The 14976-nt window shown below is 46.6% G+C and carries 17 protein-coding genes and 1 pseudogene; 5 read left to right on the top strand and 13 right to left on the bottom strand.

The features are described from left to right. Nucleotides 1-171 precede the first annotated feature (171 nt). The 3 genes from NLBNIHML_RS27420 to NLBNIHML_RS27410 all read left to right on the top strand — a co-directional run bounded on the left by NLBNIHML_RS27420 (nucleotide 172) and on the right by NLBNIHML_RS27410 (nucleotide 3490). Nucleotides 172-2172, top strand: a complete 2001-nt coding sequence (locus tag NLBNIHML_RS27420; RefSeq protein WP_494353246.1) for an LTA synthase family protein — start codon at nucleotides 172-174, stop codon at nucleotides 2170-2172. 81 nt (nucleotides 2173-2253) lie between these two features. Then, nucleotides 2254-2682, top strand: coding sequence for a cytidine deaminase (locus NLBNIHML_RS27415; protein WP_339241116.1), 429 nt, complete (start codon nucleotides 2254-2256; stop codon nucleotides 2680-2682). 82 nt (nucleotides 2683-2764) lie between these two features. Beyond that, nucleotides 2765-3490: a DsbA family oxidoreductase gene (locus NLBNIHML_RS27410; protein WP_494353245.1), complete on the top strand. Its 726-nt coding sequence runs from the start codon at nucleotides 2765-2767 to the stop codon at nucleotides 3488-3490. A gap of 288 nt (nucleotides 3491-3778) precedes the next feature. Here the strand turns inward: NLBNIHML_RS27410 and NLBNIHML_RS27405 are convergent, their stop codons facing one another. Further along, nucleotides 3779-4609: an aldo/keto reductase gene (locus tag NLBNIHML_RS27405; protein ID WP_076249922.1), complete on the bottom strand. Its 831-nt coding sequence runs from the start codon at nucleotides 4607-4609 to the stop codon at nucleotides 3779-3781. 174 nt (nucleotides 4610-4783) lie between these two features. Next, complete coding sequence (locus NLBNIHML_RS27400; protein WP_091017568.1) at nucleotides 4784-5065, bottom strand: hypothetical protein; 282 nt, start codon at nucleotides 5063-5065, stop codon at nucleotides 4784-4786. Nucleotides 5066-5215: 150 nt separating this feature from the next. On the opposite strand from NLBNIHML_RS27400, the gene NLBNIHML_RS27395 reads away from it, so the two are divergent. Continuing rightward, a complete protein-coding gene (locus NLBNIHML_RS27395; protein ID WP_342572493.1) occupies nucleotides 5216-5614 on the top strand; it encodes a hypothetical protein in 399 nt (132 codons plus the stop codon). A gap of 105 nt (nucleotides 5615-5719) precedes the next feature. Here NLBNIHML_RS27395 and NLBNIHML_RS27390 read toward each other — a convergent pair whose 3' ends face one another. The 10 genes and pseudogenes from NLBNIHML_RS27390 to NLBNIHML_RS27345 form a co-directional block, all read right to left on the bottom strand. After that, complete coding sequence (locus NLBNIHML_RS27390; protein WP_091032287.1) at nucleotides 5720-5941, bottom strand: YuzB family protein; 222 nt, start codon at nucleotides 5939-5941, stop codon at nucleotides 5720-5722. A gap of 21 nt (nucleotides 5942-5962) precedes the next feature. Then, complete coding sequence (locus tag NLBNIHML_RS27385) at nucleotides 5963-6265, bottom strand: heme biosynthesis protein HemY (protein ID WP_036670085.1); 303 nt, start codon at nucleotides 6263-6265, stop codon at nucleotides 5963-5965. A 141-nt stretch (nucleotides 6266-6406) separates the two neighbouring features. Beyond that, complete coding sequence (locus NLBNIHML_RS27380; RefSeq protein WP_017689423.1) at nucleotides 6407-6664, bottom strand: hypothetical protein; 258 nt, start codon at nucleotides 6662-6664, stop codon at nucleotides 6407-6409. Between the two features lie 196 nt (nucleotides 6665-6860). Then, complete coding sequence (locus NLBNIHML_RS27375) at nucleotides 6861-8072, bottom strand: M14 family metallopeptidase (protein WP_494353244.1); 1212 nt, start codon at nucleotides 8070-8072, stop codon at nucleotides 6861-6863. A 227-nt stretch (nucleotides 8073-8299) separates the two neighbouring features. Beyond that, nucleotides 8300-9109: a glutamate racemase gene (racE, locus tag NLBNIHML_RS27370; RefSeq protein WP_026081161.1), complete on the bottom strand. Its 810-nt coding sequence runs from the start codon at nucleotides 9107-9109 to the stop codon at nucleotides 8300-8302. A gap of 219 nt (nucleotides 9110-9328) precedes the next feature. Next, nucleotides 9329-9709 carry a YtxH domain-containing protein gene (locus NLBNIHML_RS27365; RefSeq protein WP_339241104.1) on the bottom strand — a complete coding sequence of 127 codons (381 nt, stop codon included), beginning with the start codon at nucleotides 9707-9709 and terminating at the stop codon, nucleotides 9329-9331. A 187-nt stretch (nucleotides 9710-9896) separates the two neighbouring features. Beyond that, entirely contained in the window at nucleotides 9897-10811 is a 915-nt protein-coding gene (locus NLBNIHML_RS27360; RefSeq protein WP_339260238.1) for a DUF4261 domain-containing protein, read from the bottom strand. Nucleotides 10812-10821: 10 nt separating this feature from the next. After that, nucleotides 10822-11283 carry a DUF86 domain-containing protein gene (locus NLBNIHML_RS27355; protein ID WP_494353243.1) on the bottom strand — a complete coding sequence of 154 codons (462 nt, stop codon included), beginning with the start codon at nucleotides 11281-11283 and terminating at the stop codon, nucleotides 10822-10824. Between the two features lie 173 nt (nucleotides 11284-11456). Then, on the bottom strand, nucleotides 11457-11744 hold the full coding sequence (locus NLBNIHML_RS27350) for a Dabb family protein (RefSeq protein ID WP_339241097.1): 288 nt from the start codon (nucleotides 11742-11744) through the stop codon (nucleotides 11457-11459). Between the two features lie 285 nt (nucleotides 11745-12029). Then, a pseudogene (locus NLBNIHML_RS27345) lies at nucleotides 12030-12422 on the bottom strand (phage holin family protein); the annotation flags it as partial. Nucleotides 12423-12860: 438 nt separating this feature from the next. On the opposite strand from NLBNIHML_RS27345, the gene NLBNIHML_RS27340 reads away from it, so the two are divergent. Continuing rightward, nucleotides 12861-13457: a helix-turn-helix domain-containing protein gene (locus tag NLBNIHML_RS27340; RefSeq protein WP_017689431.1), complete on the top strand. Its 597-nt coding sequence runs from the start codon at nucleotides 12861-12863 to the stop codon at nucleotides 13455-13457. A 227-nt stretch (nucleotides 13458-13684) separates the two neighbouring features. Here NLBNIHML_RS27340 and NLBNIHML_RS27335 read toward each other — a convergent pair whose 3' ends face one another. Next, complete coding sequence (locus NLBNIHML_RS27335; protein ID WP_494353242.1) at nucleotides 13685-14833, bottom strand: sn-glycerol-1-phosphate dehydrogenase; 1149 nt, start codon at nucleotides 14831-14833, stop codon at nucleotides 13685-13687. Between the last annotated feature and the right edge of the window lie 143 nt (nucleotides 14834-14976).

Genomic DNA, 14976 nt, shown 5'->3' with positions numbered 1-14976 from the left:
TTTTTTTGTGCGCTTTTCTGTTCATATGAATTTTCCTTCATCCACCTTTAATCGACCACGAATGGATTCTACCAGAGGCGTAGTTGAAAACCCATGAGGTCACGCTATAATGAATGGAGCCCTATTTTACATTCCGATTACAAAACAACAAAAACAAAGGGGACATAGATTATGGTTGTCACTCGGCCTACGCGCAGCTCCATGCCACGCGGGCTTCTGAATCATCCACTAACGTTATACCTTATTTTTCTTGTGTTCATGCTGCTCAAACTCATGTGGCTTCATCACAATCTGCACGCCTATAACATTACGATGGGACTTCTGGATAAAGTTATTGCCATTGGATCATTGCTCCTCCTGTCCTTCTGGACATGGTGGCTGCCTCGCAGAGGCATGATCGTATCTCTGGTCGTGCTTAACCTGCTGCTTACCGCACTAATCTACGCCGATATGGTGTATTATCGCTATTTCCAGGATTTCTTGACCATCCCGGTATTGTTGCAAGCCAGACAGGTTGACGCATTGGGGGACAGCATCGCTACATTGATCTTCCCAAGTGATTTCTGGTTTTTTGCCGATTGGCTTGTCGTCATACCTTTCGCAGCGATTGTTCTGTTCAGCAGACATTACCGTTCAAAGCACTCCAGTGCATCGGTTCAAGGTTATGGAAGTTATTCGTTCAACGATCGCAAAGGGCAGATGCGCCGCCGACTCACTGCTGGCAGCATTGCCCTTGTGCTAGGACTGGGACTCGCCGTTGGCCCGATTTATTTTTACAGCAAAACATGGGCCAAGGGCCTGTTCGATAACAACTGGTGGAATGTATCCATGTACAATGTGACCGGTCTTCTCGCTTTTCACGGTTATGATCTGTACAACTATGCCAAAGACCACATCGGTTCCGGGCCAGAGGCTGAACCCGCTGATGTTGAACAGGCAAAGGCGTTCTTCGCTGAAAGGCAGCAAAACGCTCCGCAAAATGATGCTTTGTTCGGTAAATACAAGGACAGCAATGTCATCATTGTACAGGGTGAGGCTTTTATGAACTTCATGATTGGCCAGAGCATTGGCGGTCAGGAGATCACGCCCCATTTTAATGAACTGATGAAAGAAAGTCAGTATTACAGTCACTTTTACCACCAGACCGGTCAGGGCAGAACATCAGATGCCGATTTTGGGGCAAATATTTCCCTACATCCACTTCCGGTCGGTTCAGCCTTTGTACGATATGCAGACCATACGTATGATTCCCTCCCTTCTATTCTGAAGGATAACGGGTATAGTACCAACGTATTTCACGCTTATGAGAGCGGCTTCTGGAATCGGTATACGATGTATCAGAACATGAAGTATGACAAGTTCTATAGTAAAAATGATTTTGCACAGGATGACCCGCTTGGCTGGTCCCTGTCTGATGAATCCTTTTTCCGTCAATCCGTTGAGAAAATGAGCAGTGAGGTTACCGAACCGTTCTATTCGTTCCTCATTACACTCAGCAGTCACCATCCGTATGCATTGCCGAAAGAGAAACAACAACTGGATGTAGGCGAGTTTCAGGGAACCATGTTTGGTGATTATCTGCAATCCGTACATTACGTAGATTCGGCACTGGGCAAGATGGTGGAGGATCTGAAAAGTCGAGGACTATGGGAAAATACCATTTTTATGTTTTACGGGGACCATGACAACTCAATCAAAGAACAATCGCAATACGAGCAGTTTCTCGGACGCTCGTTGAACGACCTGGATGTGGCACAGATCATGAACGAGGTTCCCCTGCTGGTGCATTTACCGGATGGGGCAGCCGTTGGAACCATCGACGAACCTTCGGGACAACTGGACATCACGCCATCCGCGCTGCATCTGCTCGGCGTGCCTGACCAGTCCTATTATCATATGGGTAACGACGTATATGACGGGTCTGCACGTACGGTTGTGCTGCGTAATGGCGCAGTCTCGGATGGTTCTGTATTCTATATTCCATCGGATGATTATATCTACGAGAACGGCGCTTGTTATGACCTGTCCACACGTGACAAAACAGATATCAACGCTTGCCGTCCCGCTCATGATGAAGCAGTCAAGCGATTGCATGTCTCTGATACCGTAATTACCTATGATCTGATTCAGCGCTTTCGAGAGGAAGACAGTTCAGCAGTAACATCGCAATGAGCCTTATCGTAATGACAAGTTAAGCTAAACAAATACACAAAATGAAGTGAATTGGATTGCAAAAAGGGGAATTCTAATTACATGACATCACATACTGAACCACTCCATATTGAACAGCAATTATTCGATGCAGCCGCCAACTTTGTGAAGCAACGTTATCCTCAGGGATGGGGCGGTGCGGGCGCTGTCTATACCGAAGCAGGTTCCCTGCTAATTAGTGTAGCTCCAGAGGTCATCAACGATGCCACGCATCTGTGTATGGAAACAGGAGCTTATCTGGAGGCCCACAAATTGAACGAACGCGTCACCCACTCCCTCTGTATCGCTCGTAATGACGAGCATTCAGAATTCAAGGTCCTCACACCTTGCGGCGTCTGTCAGGAACGATTGTTTTATTGGGGTGAAGAAGTTAAAGCTGCTGTATACGACCCTGAAGGTCAACTGATCTTCAAGAGACTGGATGAGATCCAGCCTTATCATTGGACCAAGGCATTTCGGGATAAATCGTAATCTTCTTGCGAATTATAGAAAGTGGCTTTATAATTGTAACTATATCAGTTTCAACTATACGGATAATGGAGGTTTTAACATAATGAATATTGAGATATGGTCAGATTTCCTGTGCCCATTCTGTTATATCGGCAAACGCCGCCTGGAGAATGTATTGCAACAGTTTCCACATCGTGATGAAGTGAAGCTGCAATTCAAAAGCTTCGAGCTTGATCCAAATGCTGAATTGAACCCCGGCAAAACCAATACGGAATATCTTGCTTCCAAATATAATATGAGCGTGGAACAGGCCAAAGGCATGAATGCTCAAATGAATGCCAATGCTCGCACAGCAGGACTGGAATACAATATTGATGCCATGATCCCTACGAACTCCTTCTCCGCACACCGGTTGACACACTGGGCGGATACACAAGGCAAAGCGCTTGAACTGAGTGAGCGCATATTCCAAGCTGTATTTATTGAAGGTAAACACTCTGGCGACCCTGAAGTGTTGGCTCAGTTGGCAGAGGAAGTTGGCTTGGATCGAGATGCAGCTACAGCAGTGCTGTCCGGTGATCAATTCACCGACAATGTCCGCGCTGACCAAGCGGAAGGCGAGCAACTGGGCATCCGAGGCGTACCGTTCTTCGTATTTGACCGCAAGTTCGCCGTGTCAGGCGCTCAGCCGGATGAGGTGTTCCTGGACGCCATTCAGAAAGCATGGGACGAACGTTCCCCGTTCACCATGGTTGAGTCCAACACAACCGAAGCCGAAGGCAGTGGTGTCTGCACAGATGACGGCTGCGCAGTGCCGAAAAAAAATTAATTCACACACACAGCAGCAGGATCAAGGAACACTCCCCGATCCTGCTGCTTTTGTTTATACTATGCACAACTTAGCTCATTGTATATTTTTGTGTTTGATGAACAGTTACTGTGGAGGAGACGGAATCGATTCTGAAGAAGCGAAGCGCTCGCCTTTGTCTCCAAATTTTATCCTCTGAAAAGAGGAATCAAAAAAATTTGGAGACAACAGCGATCGAAAGAACGATCCGTAACCGGAACCTCCACTAACAGATCATCAAACATGTATATTCAGTTAGCACCTACCCACTTAATCCCAAAACAGTTGATCCGGATGTGGACCCGTCCGCTTATCCGAGTCCAGCGCATCAATCTGTTTCAACTCATCGGGTGTCAATTCAAAGTCAAAGATGTCCGCATTCTCACGAATACGTTCCGGGGTAACCGACTTCGGAATCGTTACAATCTGATTCTGAATGTCCCAGCGCAGAATGATCTGTGCTGGCGTTTTCCCATATTTCTGGGCCAGTGCTTTGAGGGTGGACTCTTGATTCAGCTTGCCTTTCATGATCGGGCTCCATGCCTCCAGTTGAATCCCCTGCGCCCCGCAGAAATCCTGCAATTCCTGTTGAATCAGACCCGGATGCAACTCCACCTGATTCACTGCTGGCACCGTGCCGCCTTCATCTATGATATCTTGCAAATGATGTACTTGGAAATTACTCACACCAATCGCACGAATGCTTCCTTCGCTATATAGACGTTCGAATGCTCTCCACGTCTCCTTATACTGGTCTCTGCCAGGCCAGTGAATTAAGTAAAGATCAATCACATTCAGTCCAAGTGCCTTCTGACTGGCTTCAAATGCCCTCAACGTCGAATCAAATCCCTGATCCTCGTTCCAGAGCTTGGTTGTCACAAACAGTTCGTTACGGGCAACACCACTGCTTGCAATAGCTTGTCCCACTTCTTCTTCATTACCATAGATAGACGCGGTATCAATGCTCCGATATCCAACCTCCAAAGCGGTCTCAACCGCCTGTTGTACTTCCTTACCTTTTGCTTTATATGTTCCAAATCCTAGCCATGGCATCGTTACTCCGTTGTTCAGAATCGTACAATCTGTAATATGTTTTGTCATTCTGTACCTCCCGTATGGAATTTTGCCTGCTCTCGTTCTATTAACCTTCTCACAGAATTTTAAGCGACCATTCGACATACTGTCAGAGTAAACTCATGAATCGAGAGTCGTTGCAAAAGATATAAAAAACCCGCAAAGCATTGCTGCCCTGCGGGTTCTGATGTGACAGGAACGTTATAAATTCCCTTGACCGTGCTGACTCTGGATTGAATTCAATCTTCTCTTCTCCTCGATGAACATCTCTTCTGCTAACTCAACGCCTTGTCCTCCGAGCGAAAGCTCTGCTTGACGCATTGCCTGCTCCGTATGTGCCAGACGACGTTCCGCCTGTACTATGGTTTGTGCTGTCGGGTGTGACAGGGCCTGAGATACAGCATAATGAAGCTTGTTCACCGCATTTTGCGCCTGAGATACGGTGGTATCGGCTTGCAAACTGGAATCATAACGCTTCGGCATGAGTATTCCTCCTTGGGATTATCATGTTCCTGTTACCCCTTTAGGATGGATAGCACAAGCCTTCCTTATTCTTCTTTTATGATTTTATCGTAACTTTAATTGCTTTCACTACGTTTATTAGGTAAACATGCTGAGTCGGGAGGAATTCATTTGAAGAAAATAGTACTGACACTCTGTATGTTGCCCCTGCTCATCTGGGTACAAGGCTGTGCTCCAGCAACATACGAGATAGAAGGATATACAGAATCATCCATTAACCCCGATATCCCGGTTCCAAGCAATGCGAAGCTTATTGAAGGCAAAGCTTATTCCGATCATCCCACCCTTAAAGAGGGTGTTAAATATGAACTAAAGCATATTGGGGGTGAGCAAGGACTATACCCGCCAATGGATTATTTTCAGAAGTTAGCAGATACAGGCTGGGTGGAATTAGAGGAAGAACGACTGGGGCATGTACATTTTTTGAAAAAAGATGATACCGTCATCGCCATTGAAATTAGAGAAGATTCCTTCGAAATCACTGAAACGAACAAGGGCGCTATAGAGTAACTTATCCTTTCACTACTACCCAAACGCAAAAAAAGGAGAGGCTCGTAGCCCCTCCTTTCTGATATGTGAACTTTTCATTCACTCACCTTGTTATATCTCATCCTATTACTTGACGAACTTTGCAACTTTGACGAGCACTTCTTCTTCAGTCGGCGCACTGATATACCGACCGTTGATAAAAACAAATGCACGTTTCGCGCAAGGACCGCAATAGGATTTGCACCCAATCTTGATCTCCGTGTCTGGAGCCATTTTTTGCAGCTTGGGCACAATCGATTTCAATCGAACATGATTACACTTTTCGCATACGCGGATATCGTTAGCCATGAGTTCCCCTTCTTCGCGCCCTTAGTGGTCGCCGTGATTGCCTTGGGACGGATTCGTAATAACGAATCCCTCTTCAGGGAAGTAGAGATAGTCGATTTTAACACCGTTCAACAGAGGCTGGTCATTCGCAAGAATAACATCAATCTCTTTATCGGTAGATACAACTGTATCATTTTCTTTTGGTGTGTCGAGATCAAGCCCGTAGTGAGCATGGTCACCATGTGCATGTGTGATGACAACGCGCAGTTTTTTTCCTTCGTTCTCCGGCTTGTCCAATTCAAGCTTCAATACTTTAGCAGCATTACGCGTAATTTTGCAGTTCATTCTCTTCATCTCCTATATTGTAATTGCAGGTTTCAACAATTTCAGCATTCTTAAACTACAGCATCTATTGTAAAGAAAGTTACCGCTCTTCGCAATAACATTGATGCGAATTCAATGTTAAAATGATTCATGAGCTGCATATTAAGAAGGTGCACCCTCCTGAAGCACAGGATATTTACGTTCTGCCCGGCTCACAAACCAATTCATCAGAATCAAAGTAACCCCGATATCATCGATGGGCATAAACGGCATCACGTCAGGAAGCACCCAGTACAACAGGGCCGGAATAATAAATAACAGCTTTTCTCCCAAAGGAATCTGCGGAGCCCGGAGCAGCCGGGGGAGCCTTTTGAAAACTTGTGTCCATCGTTTGAATGACAGCAGTCTTCTCCACTTCATGCGAATCCCTCCGTATAATAATATATATCGCCAAACGGCACATCCATCATTACCCGTTCGAAAACCATCCAGAACGTATGTCATAATAAGCCACAATAAAAAAATAATAAAAACGGAACGTCGCTCATAGCGTCCGTTCCTGTTATACGAATGATCTACCGTTAAGTTTCACACCATCATCATTCAGGGTCTTGCCTCACTGTCCATTAGATAACAGTTCAGCCAGCAACATTCCCACTTCGATACAGATATCATCAAACTGTTCAACGGGAAGCGGATTAACACCCAACCCAACTTCCACCGTGAAGCCCGGCTTACCAAAAGCTTGGATAAACCAGTCTTTGTATCCGGCATCACTGCCACCGAGCTTCACCGCTTTGTAACCCGAAGCTTTGGCGAGTCTACGCGACAGCGGAGCACTCTCTCTGGGTTCCAGATCACGGTAGTTCCAATAGATTTCCTGTCCCTGACTATGCAGGGATACAACCGCCTCGAATGTGTGTTGCTTCGTCCACTGCGCAAGCGCCTGTGCCTCCGGTTCGGTTAATGGAGCTGTCCCTGCATAATCCCTGGGACCAGGTGAGATCACACCTCTTCTCGCTACCTCATCATCCCAATGGGCGGGAAATTGATCATTCAGATCCACACCTCTGATGTTGGCCTTCCAATGGGTGAAATTTGATCTGCCGGCATTCCAGGCTAACAACTGCTGTGCATGTGGGTGGTGATTGACTACACCTTCCTGAACCAATTCGACCCCGTCCGGATTAACCATCGGCACTGCCCAGAGTGTCGTCTCTTTCATCCAGCGTTCCGTCTGGTATTGATGCCATGTCCCATGTGCACTATATGCCTCGGCATACTCTTCGATAAACTTCATCAGAACTGCTGATGTCAGCCACTCATTAGCATGAACAGAAGCGTTAACATGGATATGTCTCGGCCCTTGCCCGATTCGTAAATAAGGCAGCGACTTCCCCATGACACTTGTTCCAATGGACCCCGTTTCGATAAACGGGTATTGATGCTCCAGCTTGTTTATATCCTTGATTAATTCTCTATAACCATACTCTCCCTGAATCTTTACAATAGTTTTTCCATTCGAAACCGGAATATGAATACAGCGACCAACCCAGTCGGTAATATTGGTGATTTCGGGATTGGCCTGTCGCAACGCTTCTTCCTCCAGACCAAATCTCCCTGCAATCTCCCCTACACGTTCTCCAGGCGGTACAGCATATCTGCGACCTGTCCCGGGCACAATACGCAGCATCTGACCTGCCAGCAAGTAAGGCTGGGCGGCTGCTTCCGGGTTCAGTGCGGCAAGTAACTCCCTGGTCATACGGTGTGCTGACGCAATTCGCGACAGTGTATCTCCCCGCTGAACGATAATCCATTGCAGTTCCATGTTGCTCTCCTTTCCACAGGAAAAGACAGGTCTCCTGTCCGGTTCTCACCAACTTCGTCTATGTAACATATGTATGCAGGTCGGGTTGTCCGTCATGTGACATGAATCATGTTCATCACCTGTTGATGCATAATCATGACAAAAAATCCCGAAACTTCACAGTTCCGGGATCATTCATTATTAAATACATTAATTTAAAGTCTGATTCATGCATATTTTGAGTATAACTATGATAATTGCGTAACCTGCCATACAACAGGAGTCTTGGAGATCTGCTCTCCCAACCAGCGACGAGTGATATTCTGGAACATGCGAGGGTCGCCAGTGCAGAAAAACTGATGCACCGGAGTCTCATCCCCACTGGCCAACTTTCGTTTATCATATAAAATCGTACTGATTTCACGTGCCGTTTCATCTGCCGAACTGATTAACTTCACTTCCTGTCCCATAACTTCCTGAATGGTGTCCATGAGAAAGGGATAATGCGTACAACCCAGAATAAGACAATCTATTGGCTGCTGTTTGATCTCGCCTAATGATTGCTCCACCGTATGTGTCGTGTGCTCGGAACGAAATTCACCTTGTTCCACCAACGGCACCAGCGCCGGACAAGCCTGACTTACCACATCAATATAGGGGGACAACTGTTTAAGTGCCGATGTATAAGCCCCACTACCTATGGTACCCGTGGTACCAATCACACCAATACGTCCTGTACGTGTCGCTGTGATTGCTGCCCGCGCACCCGGATGTATAACACCAATGACGGGCATATTCACCTTGGAACGGATATACTCCAACGCGGCCGCTGTTGCTGTGTTACAGGCGATAACGATAACCTTCGGATCGAACTGGATCAAGAAATCAACGATTTGTTCCGTAAATTGTTTTACTTGTTCGGACGAACGGGGTCCGTACGGTGTCCGGGCAGTATCCCCAAAATAAATGATCTTTTCCCGCGGGAGCTGACGCATCACTTCCTTGGCGACGGTCAATCCCCCCACACCGGAGTCTAATATAGCGATTGCTTGCTGCACGAACACACCGCTTCCTTCTTCATTGAATTGGTTCTCATTACGTTTGTTTCCCAGAGCTTTCTTCCTACCGTATGAACATTCCGGCAAAAAGGTACCTACATCTTACCCGATTTCATCGCAGCGTTCAAATTAAATCAGCGCCACGTCTTCTATGTGTGGGACACGCAACAAAGCAGGCTCTCCTCTAAATAGAGGAAAGCCTGCTTATCTCAAGCTTGCTTAGTTGTCGTCCTTGGACTCATCCGCAGGAAGCTTCGCTACGATGTCATTGCCGGATTCATCAACTGTTTTATCGATATCGGCGGTATCTACAATGGCTGCCGATATACGAATTTCTTTTCCTTCGCCGCAATTGCGCCAGGATTGAATATCCTGAATCACGACATCTGCGGTCTCTTTAACCTTGGATACGATCTGTGAACTTTGTTCCCCCACGATTCCAGCCAGTTCCTGACCTTTCTCCGATACCTGACGAGCACCTTCTGTAATATCCTGACGAAGTTCACGACCCGATTTCGGCGCCAGCAATAACGCTGTAACAGAACCTACCACAGAGCCAATAAGAGCTCCCCACAACAAACTTTTGTTAGAATCCTTCACGTCACATCTCTCCCTTTACTATGGTTTAAGTACCGGATCAGAAGCAACGATCTGTCGCTCAGCCATCCGGGCGAATGCCTACTCTGTTGATGCATTATAAGCAGCACATGCTTGACTTGACACTCCAGATGTTAAAAATAATCTGAACGCCCTTTTTGAATGGCTACAGAATGTCTTGGATTTAAACTCAATTCTGACGAGCCGGCTCAAGATCAGCCGCCGCATGCTCATCACCCGGGTCCAAATCAATGACATATCGTCCTGGTGCAATTAATGCCGCCTGATGTTCACAACGCCAGCGACGTCCACCTGACGAACCCAGCGTCTGTCCATCTTGCAGGACATCTCCCTGATCAAATATGTAATACGCTGCACCCAGTAAGGTCTGTGCCACCGTATCTGGATCAAGACCAACGAAGTGACACTGTACATCAGGTACACCCAGCGCAGACAATCCTACGGTATCCATGACCAACCCGCGCTGTTCCTCCGTACCTCCAGCCTGATACATCCGAACGTTCATAGCTGCATACAGATGTTCCTCACGTTCCTGAGCTTGCGTATAAGCTTCCGGTTCAACCAGCTTATCACTGCCATACCAATACAGCGCATCACAGGTCAAACTCTCCATAATTGCCAGTACAGTTTTCTGGAACAGCTCCAAACGCTGTTTACGAGGCATGGCAGCCGTGAACATATCATGTATCCGGATGGAATAACGCGAAGCTTTGACAACTTGTCCCACTTCCGGCCAATGCCATGCTTGTTGCACAGCTCCGCCAAAACGTGCACGATCTGCGATTTCATTCACTGGAAGCATGCAGGTCTGAGCAGGGATAGCCCCTTCCTGAAAAGATACCTTATGGTCCAGATGGTAGAAGACTAACATCTCATGCTCTTGCTCTCCAGTTCCTTGTTTCACATCCAGTCGAACTTGTCCTGTATGACGAATCATCGCTTCCTGCAAACGCAGGCGATCTACCTCCGGACGTTCCCGGAACAGGAGCTCAACCATATACACCGGATGGAATCCGGAAGGCGTTTCATTCGGTTCTTTTCTTTCAGTATTTACTTCATTGAATTCTTTTGATTCATTTGTCATGCGATTTCCCTCATTCCTTGCGCTGTCCCTCGGCTTGTGCCGCATTGAAAGGACCAAGTTCTGTTTCCACGTATGCGCTAACCTGTGTAGTAAAATGTTCAAGTATGTTCGGCAACTCTATGCTAAGCGGATGGAGCTCAGATCGCTCCCAACTGTAATAATCCTGCACCAGTGGTTTACGTAACGTCACAAGCTGACGCAAGATCTCATAGGTCGAATTGTCAAAAACCTTTTCTTCATAATTAATCTGAATAATATCATCATAGCTGCTCGCATCTCTCATGATGAAGCCATCAATCAGATAACTTCCCACATCGGTAACAATCTCGATCGCCAGATGAAGACACCGCTCCTGAACCATCCCCAGCATGAGACTGCCATCCCAAGCCTGCGCTGCGCGGCGAAGCCCTTCAGCTACTTCCGATACAGCAGCAAGCCGGCGGGCAATCTGTTCTCTGTTCACATAATACATTCGTTCACTTCCCGTTCAGTGAGTTATCGGTTCCGTTTCCCTCTTCGCTTAAGCCAGAATATCATCACAGGACAAGCGATTAGAAACACAACAAAAATATATAGAAATTCCATAACGTCTCTTAAATCGCTCATGCAGAGTCCCCTTTATCTCAACGTAGTTTGAATAACAGATCAGATCTCGTAGTCCACTGCAATCGACTGTTCTCTGACTTCATTCATGTACTTGATAACTTCCTGATGAAGCGGATGTACCTGATACGCCTGAAGATCCTCCAGTGACGCAAACTCCGCCGTGAGTGAAATGTCGAACGATCTCTCCGAGCGAAGCACATCAATCCCGATTTCAAGTGAAACCAGAACATCAATCTTACCCTCCAGATTACGGAGTACCTGGGCAGCAGCTTCAATACTTTCTGTTGAGCGATCTTTCATTTTGAACAGGACAATATGTTTAATCATCTGAGCAAGCACCTCGTTTAATATAATAATAGTAGAAATGAATGAATTTTCATGTATCCAAAATATATCATAACGTTCTCTATTACGAAAGGATACTTGGAAACGTTCTCTTGAAAAGAAAAACTAACCCGAACCATCTCTTTTCGGTTCGGATTTTTCTCGGGAACCATCTTCCACCTGTTTCGCGGATTCATCCTGCGAAGTTTGTCCTGTTTCAGCCTGCTGTTGGAGACTATCCTCGCTTTGTGGAATTGACCATTCCCGATCCGGCAAATACTCCTGATCTTCCTGTTTCTTCAACACTGCTATAGCCTGTCTGAGCTTTCCGGGCAATGGAAGGCCGATTCTCGCATAGTTTTCAGTTATCGAGATCAGTTCATTGACGAGGTAGAAATAAATAGCTCCTCCCTTGATAATATCGGTTCCCATGATCAGGTCAATTCGGTGAGCAAGCAAGACAACGGTCAGCATGAGCCCTTTGCGAGCAAGCCCCCAGAAGCCAATGTTGCTATTCAACCCCGTACCACTTCTCACCGCAGCTGCCAAACCTGTGACATAATCCACAGCCATCGCGACCGCGAGCAGGCTCAGCAATTGATCCCATCCACCAAAAGCAAACGTAACTATCGCTCCCGAGATGGCAGCAAAGGTATTCACAGACAGATTCACGTTCCTCACCTCTCCCTTTACTTGAGTACCCTACAATATATGTAAAAGTAAGAGATTTGACAGGTCACATGTCATGCTGAACTTGCGGATTTATCTTTCAGATTTGTGCACACCTTCTACCGGATGCGTTGAAGCAGATCCAATAATTTTTGGGGAATTCAGGGAAATAAACCGCATCATATCAACAAAAAATAGATAAAAGTTCTTCAGACCTAATAATAAGTAATTAGAACTATATTATCTTTAATCCTGCTCATTTTGTCCCTTCATTTTTAGTGAAACATTGTAATCTAGGAATATACTAGGATGTGAATTGCGTATGGTCTAGTTCGTAGTTCCCTCTTTATCAGGAATTGACGCATTGACGCATTTGAAACAGGTAAACCCGGCACTTGAAAGTACCCCGTTGTTTATTGTAGTATTTGGTTAAAAAAAATCGGAGGAAATATGCCTAATCAACCAGAACAACATTCCATCCAGGCGTGGTCTCTGATCAACCGTAAATACTTGGGAAAAGGCGTCCGTGTTAAACGATTCCGAAAACCGACACGCTGTCAAATCCGTAATCGTGTTCTTCTCGCCGTGCTGATGGCCAATGATATCAAATTGTCCCAGCTCGCAGAAGACCTTTCCATCTCTTCACGCAGTGTCAGTGCGTGGGTATATGAAGGACGGATACCCGGCAGTACCAATTTGGACAAGACCTGCCAATTGCTCGGCTATCCCCGCCACATTCTTTTTAATGAGGAAGTTGTGCGTAATAGCCCTGTCATATGTCAACCCGAGTCATCTCGCTTCATGAAGCGTACAGTGACCCGTTCTCCGGTTAGTAACCGTATCTTGACAGGCTTGTGTATGGTCCATGATTTGTCGGTGACAGATGTCAGCCACTGGATCGGGGTTCATCCCGGCACTTTCCGCAAATGGCTGCATCAGGGAACACTGCCTTCCGCTGCGTTTCAGGAACAAGCGGAGCAATTTTTCCGCATCCCGAAAACTATTTTGTTCGCAGATGTCATCTTGAAAGATCGTCGCAACAACTAAATAAGCGAACAACCAAAAGGCTCTGATCTCCTCCCAGGAGGCCAGAGCCTTTTTAAAATGAAACATCCCCCTCTTCTCTCCCGACCTTGAAGCAGCCTTGCTGGCACTTACGCCAACGCCGTCAGGTGATCCCCTTCACGGCTTTCTAATCCAAACCAAGGCCATTTCAGCCCACTAGAAGCCAATACTATGCAATCTCGGAGACCATACATCCTTAGAAATAACCCTTACCTCGTTTTTAACACTTCATTGATATATTTCAATCCGGTATATCGAGGACGAAGCGTATGCGCTGTGGTAAACGCATGTTCCACCATCTCCGGGGTTACACCAAGTTGTTCAGTAGTCACAGGTCCACCTACTTGCTCCAACCATGCGATGAGCTGAGCAGCCTCCGGTAATTGGTTATATATCGCAAATACTGGTTCACCCGAAGTTTGTGCAAGTTCTTTATATCTCACCGTAAGCAATGCACAGGCCACCCCAACTTTGGCACCATGCAGAACCGGTCTTTCTCCAGCCTGCATCAGTTCCATCTCCAAGATGTGAGACAGGTGATGCTCACCCCCGGATGCCGGGCGGGAATGGTCAATGATCAGCATGGAGATGCCAGAAATAATTAATGCATCCATTAATGCAGCTACTCCCTCTGCTCGCCCCTCCGCAATAGCTTGTACCTGATTAATGCAGGAATTCAGCGCTTCTTCTGTCATCCGATAAGCGACCGGACAGAACTGTTCTCCTCCCAGATCTCGAGAAACAATCCAGTCTGCAAGGGAAGTATATTTGCCCAGCATATCTCCAAATCCAGCAGCCGTCATCTCTCGGGGAGCTTGCTCCAAAATATTCATATCCGCAAAGATGGCCTCAGGCGGAACAGCCTGAAATGTCTGTTTGATGCCGCTTACAATTAAGGGCGCACCTGCAGAGGTAAACCCATCCACTGAAGCCGCTGTCGGTATCGACAGAAAGGGCTTGTTCATTTTGGAACATACAAATCGCACCAGATCATGAATGGTACCTGAGCCCACCGCAATGACAGCCTGGCTTTCCAATTTCACACCCAACATGACCTGCACAATAGCTGCTTCATCCGCAATAACATCACCCGTACGATTTTCCGGCAGAGCGATCTCATCCACATGCATTCCCGCTTCCCGAACACTGTTCAGCACATCAGATCCGGCAGCCCGAAACGTATGTCGATCATAAACAACCGTCACATGGCGGTACCCTTGTTCAGACAAATAACCAGGTAACCTCTGAATGGCCCCGGCTTCCAGATGAATGAGCATATCTACCACTCGGTGTTGATGACCACAAGCGCACTGCTGTGCTTCCTCATTCCACGCTGCAATTCGTTCGTTCATATTCATTCGCTCTTACCCTCCCATATGAGATATCATGCATAATTAACGTGTTAAAACCGCAAGATAAAAAAGGAAATAAAATGTGATGATTTTCCTGATCACACTTTACTTCCTGTTCCCCATATTTGCAAATCCATATCTCACATGTC

The organism is Paenibacillus sp. JNU01, from assembly GCF_059130585.1.
Note: the sequence above shows the minus strand (reverse complement) of the source record. Positions and strands in the feature narration are given on the sequence as shown.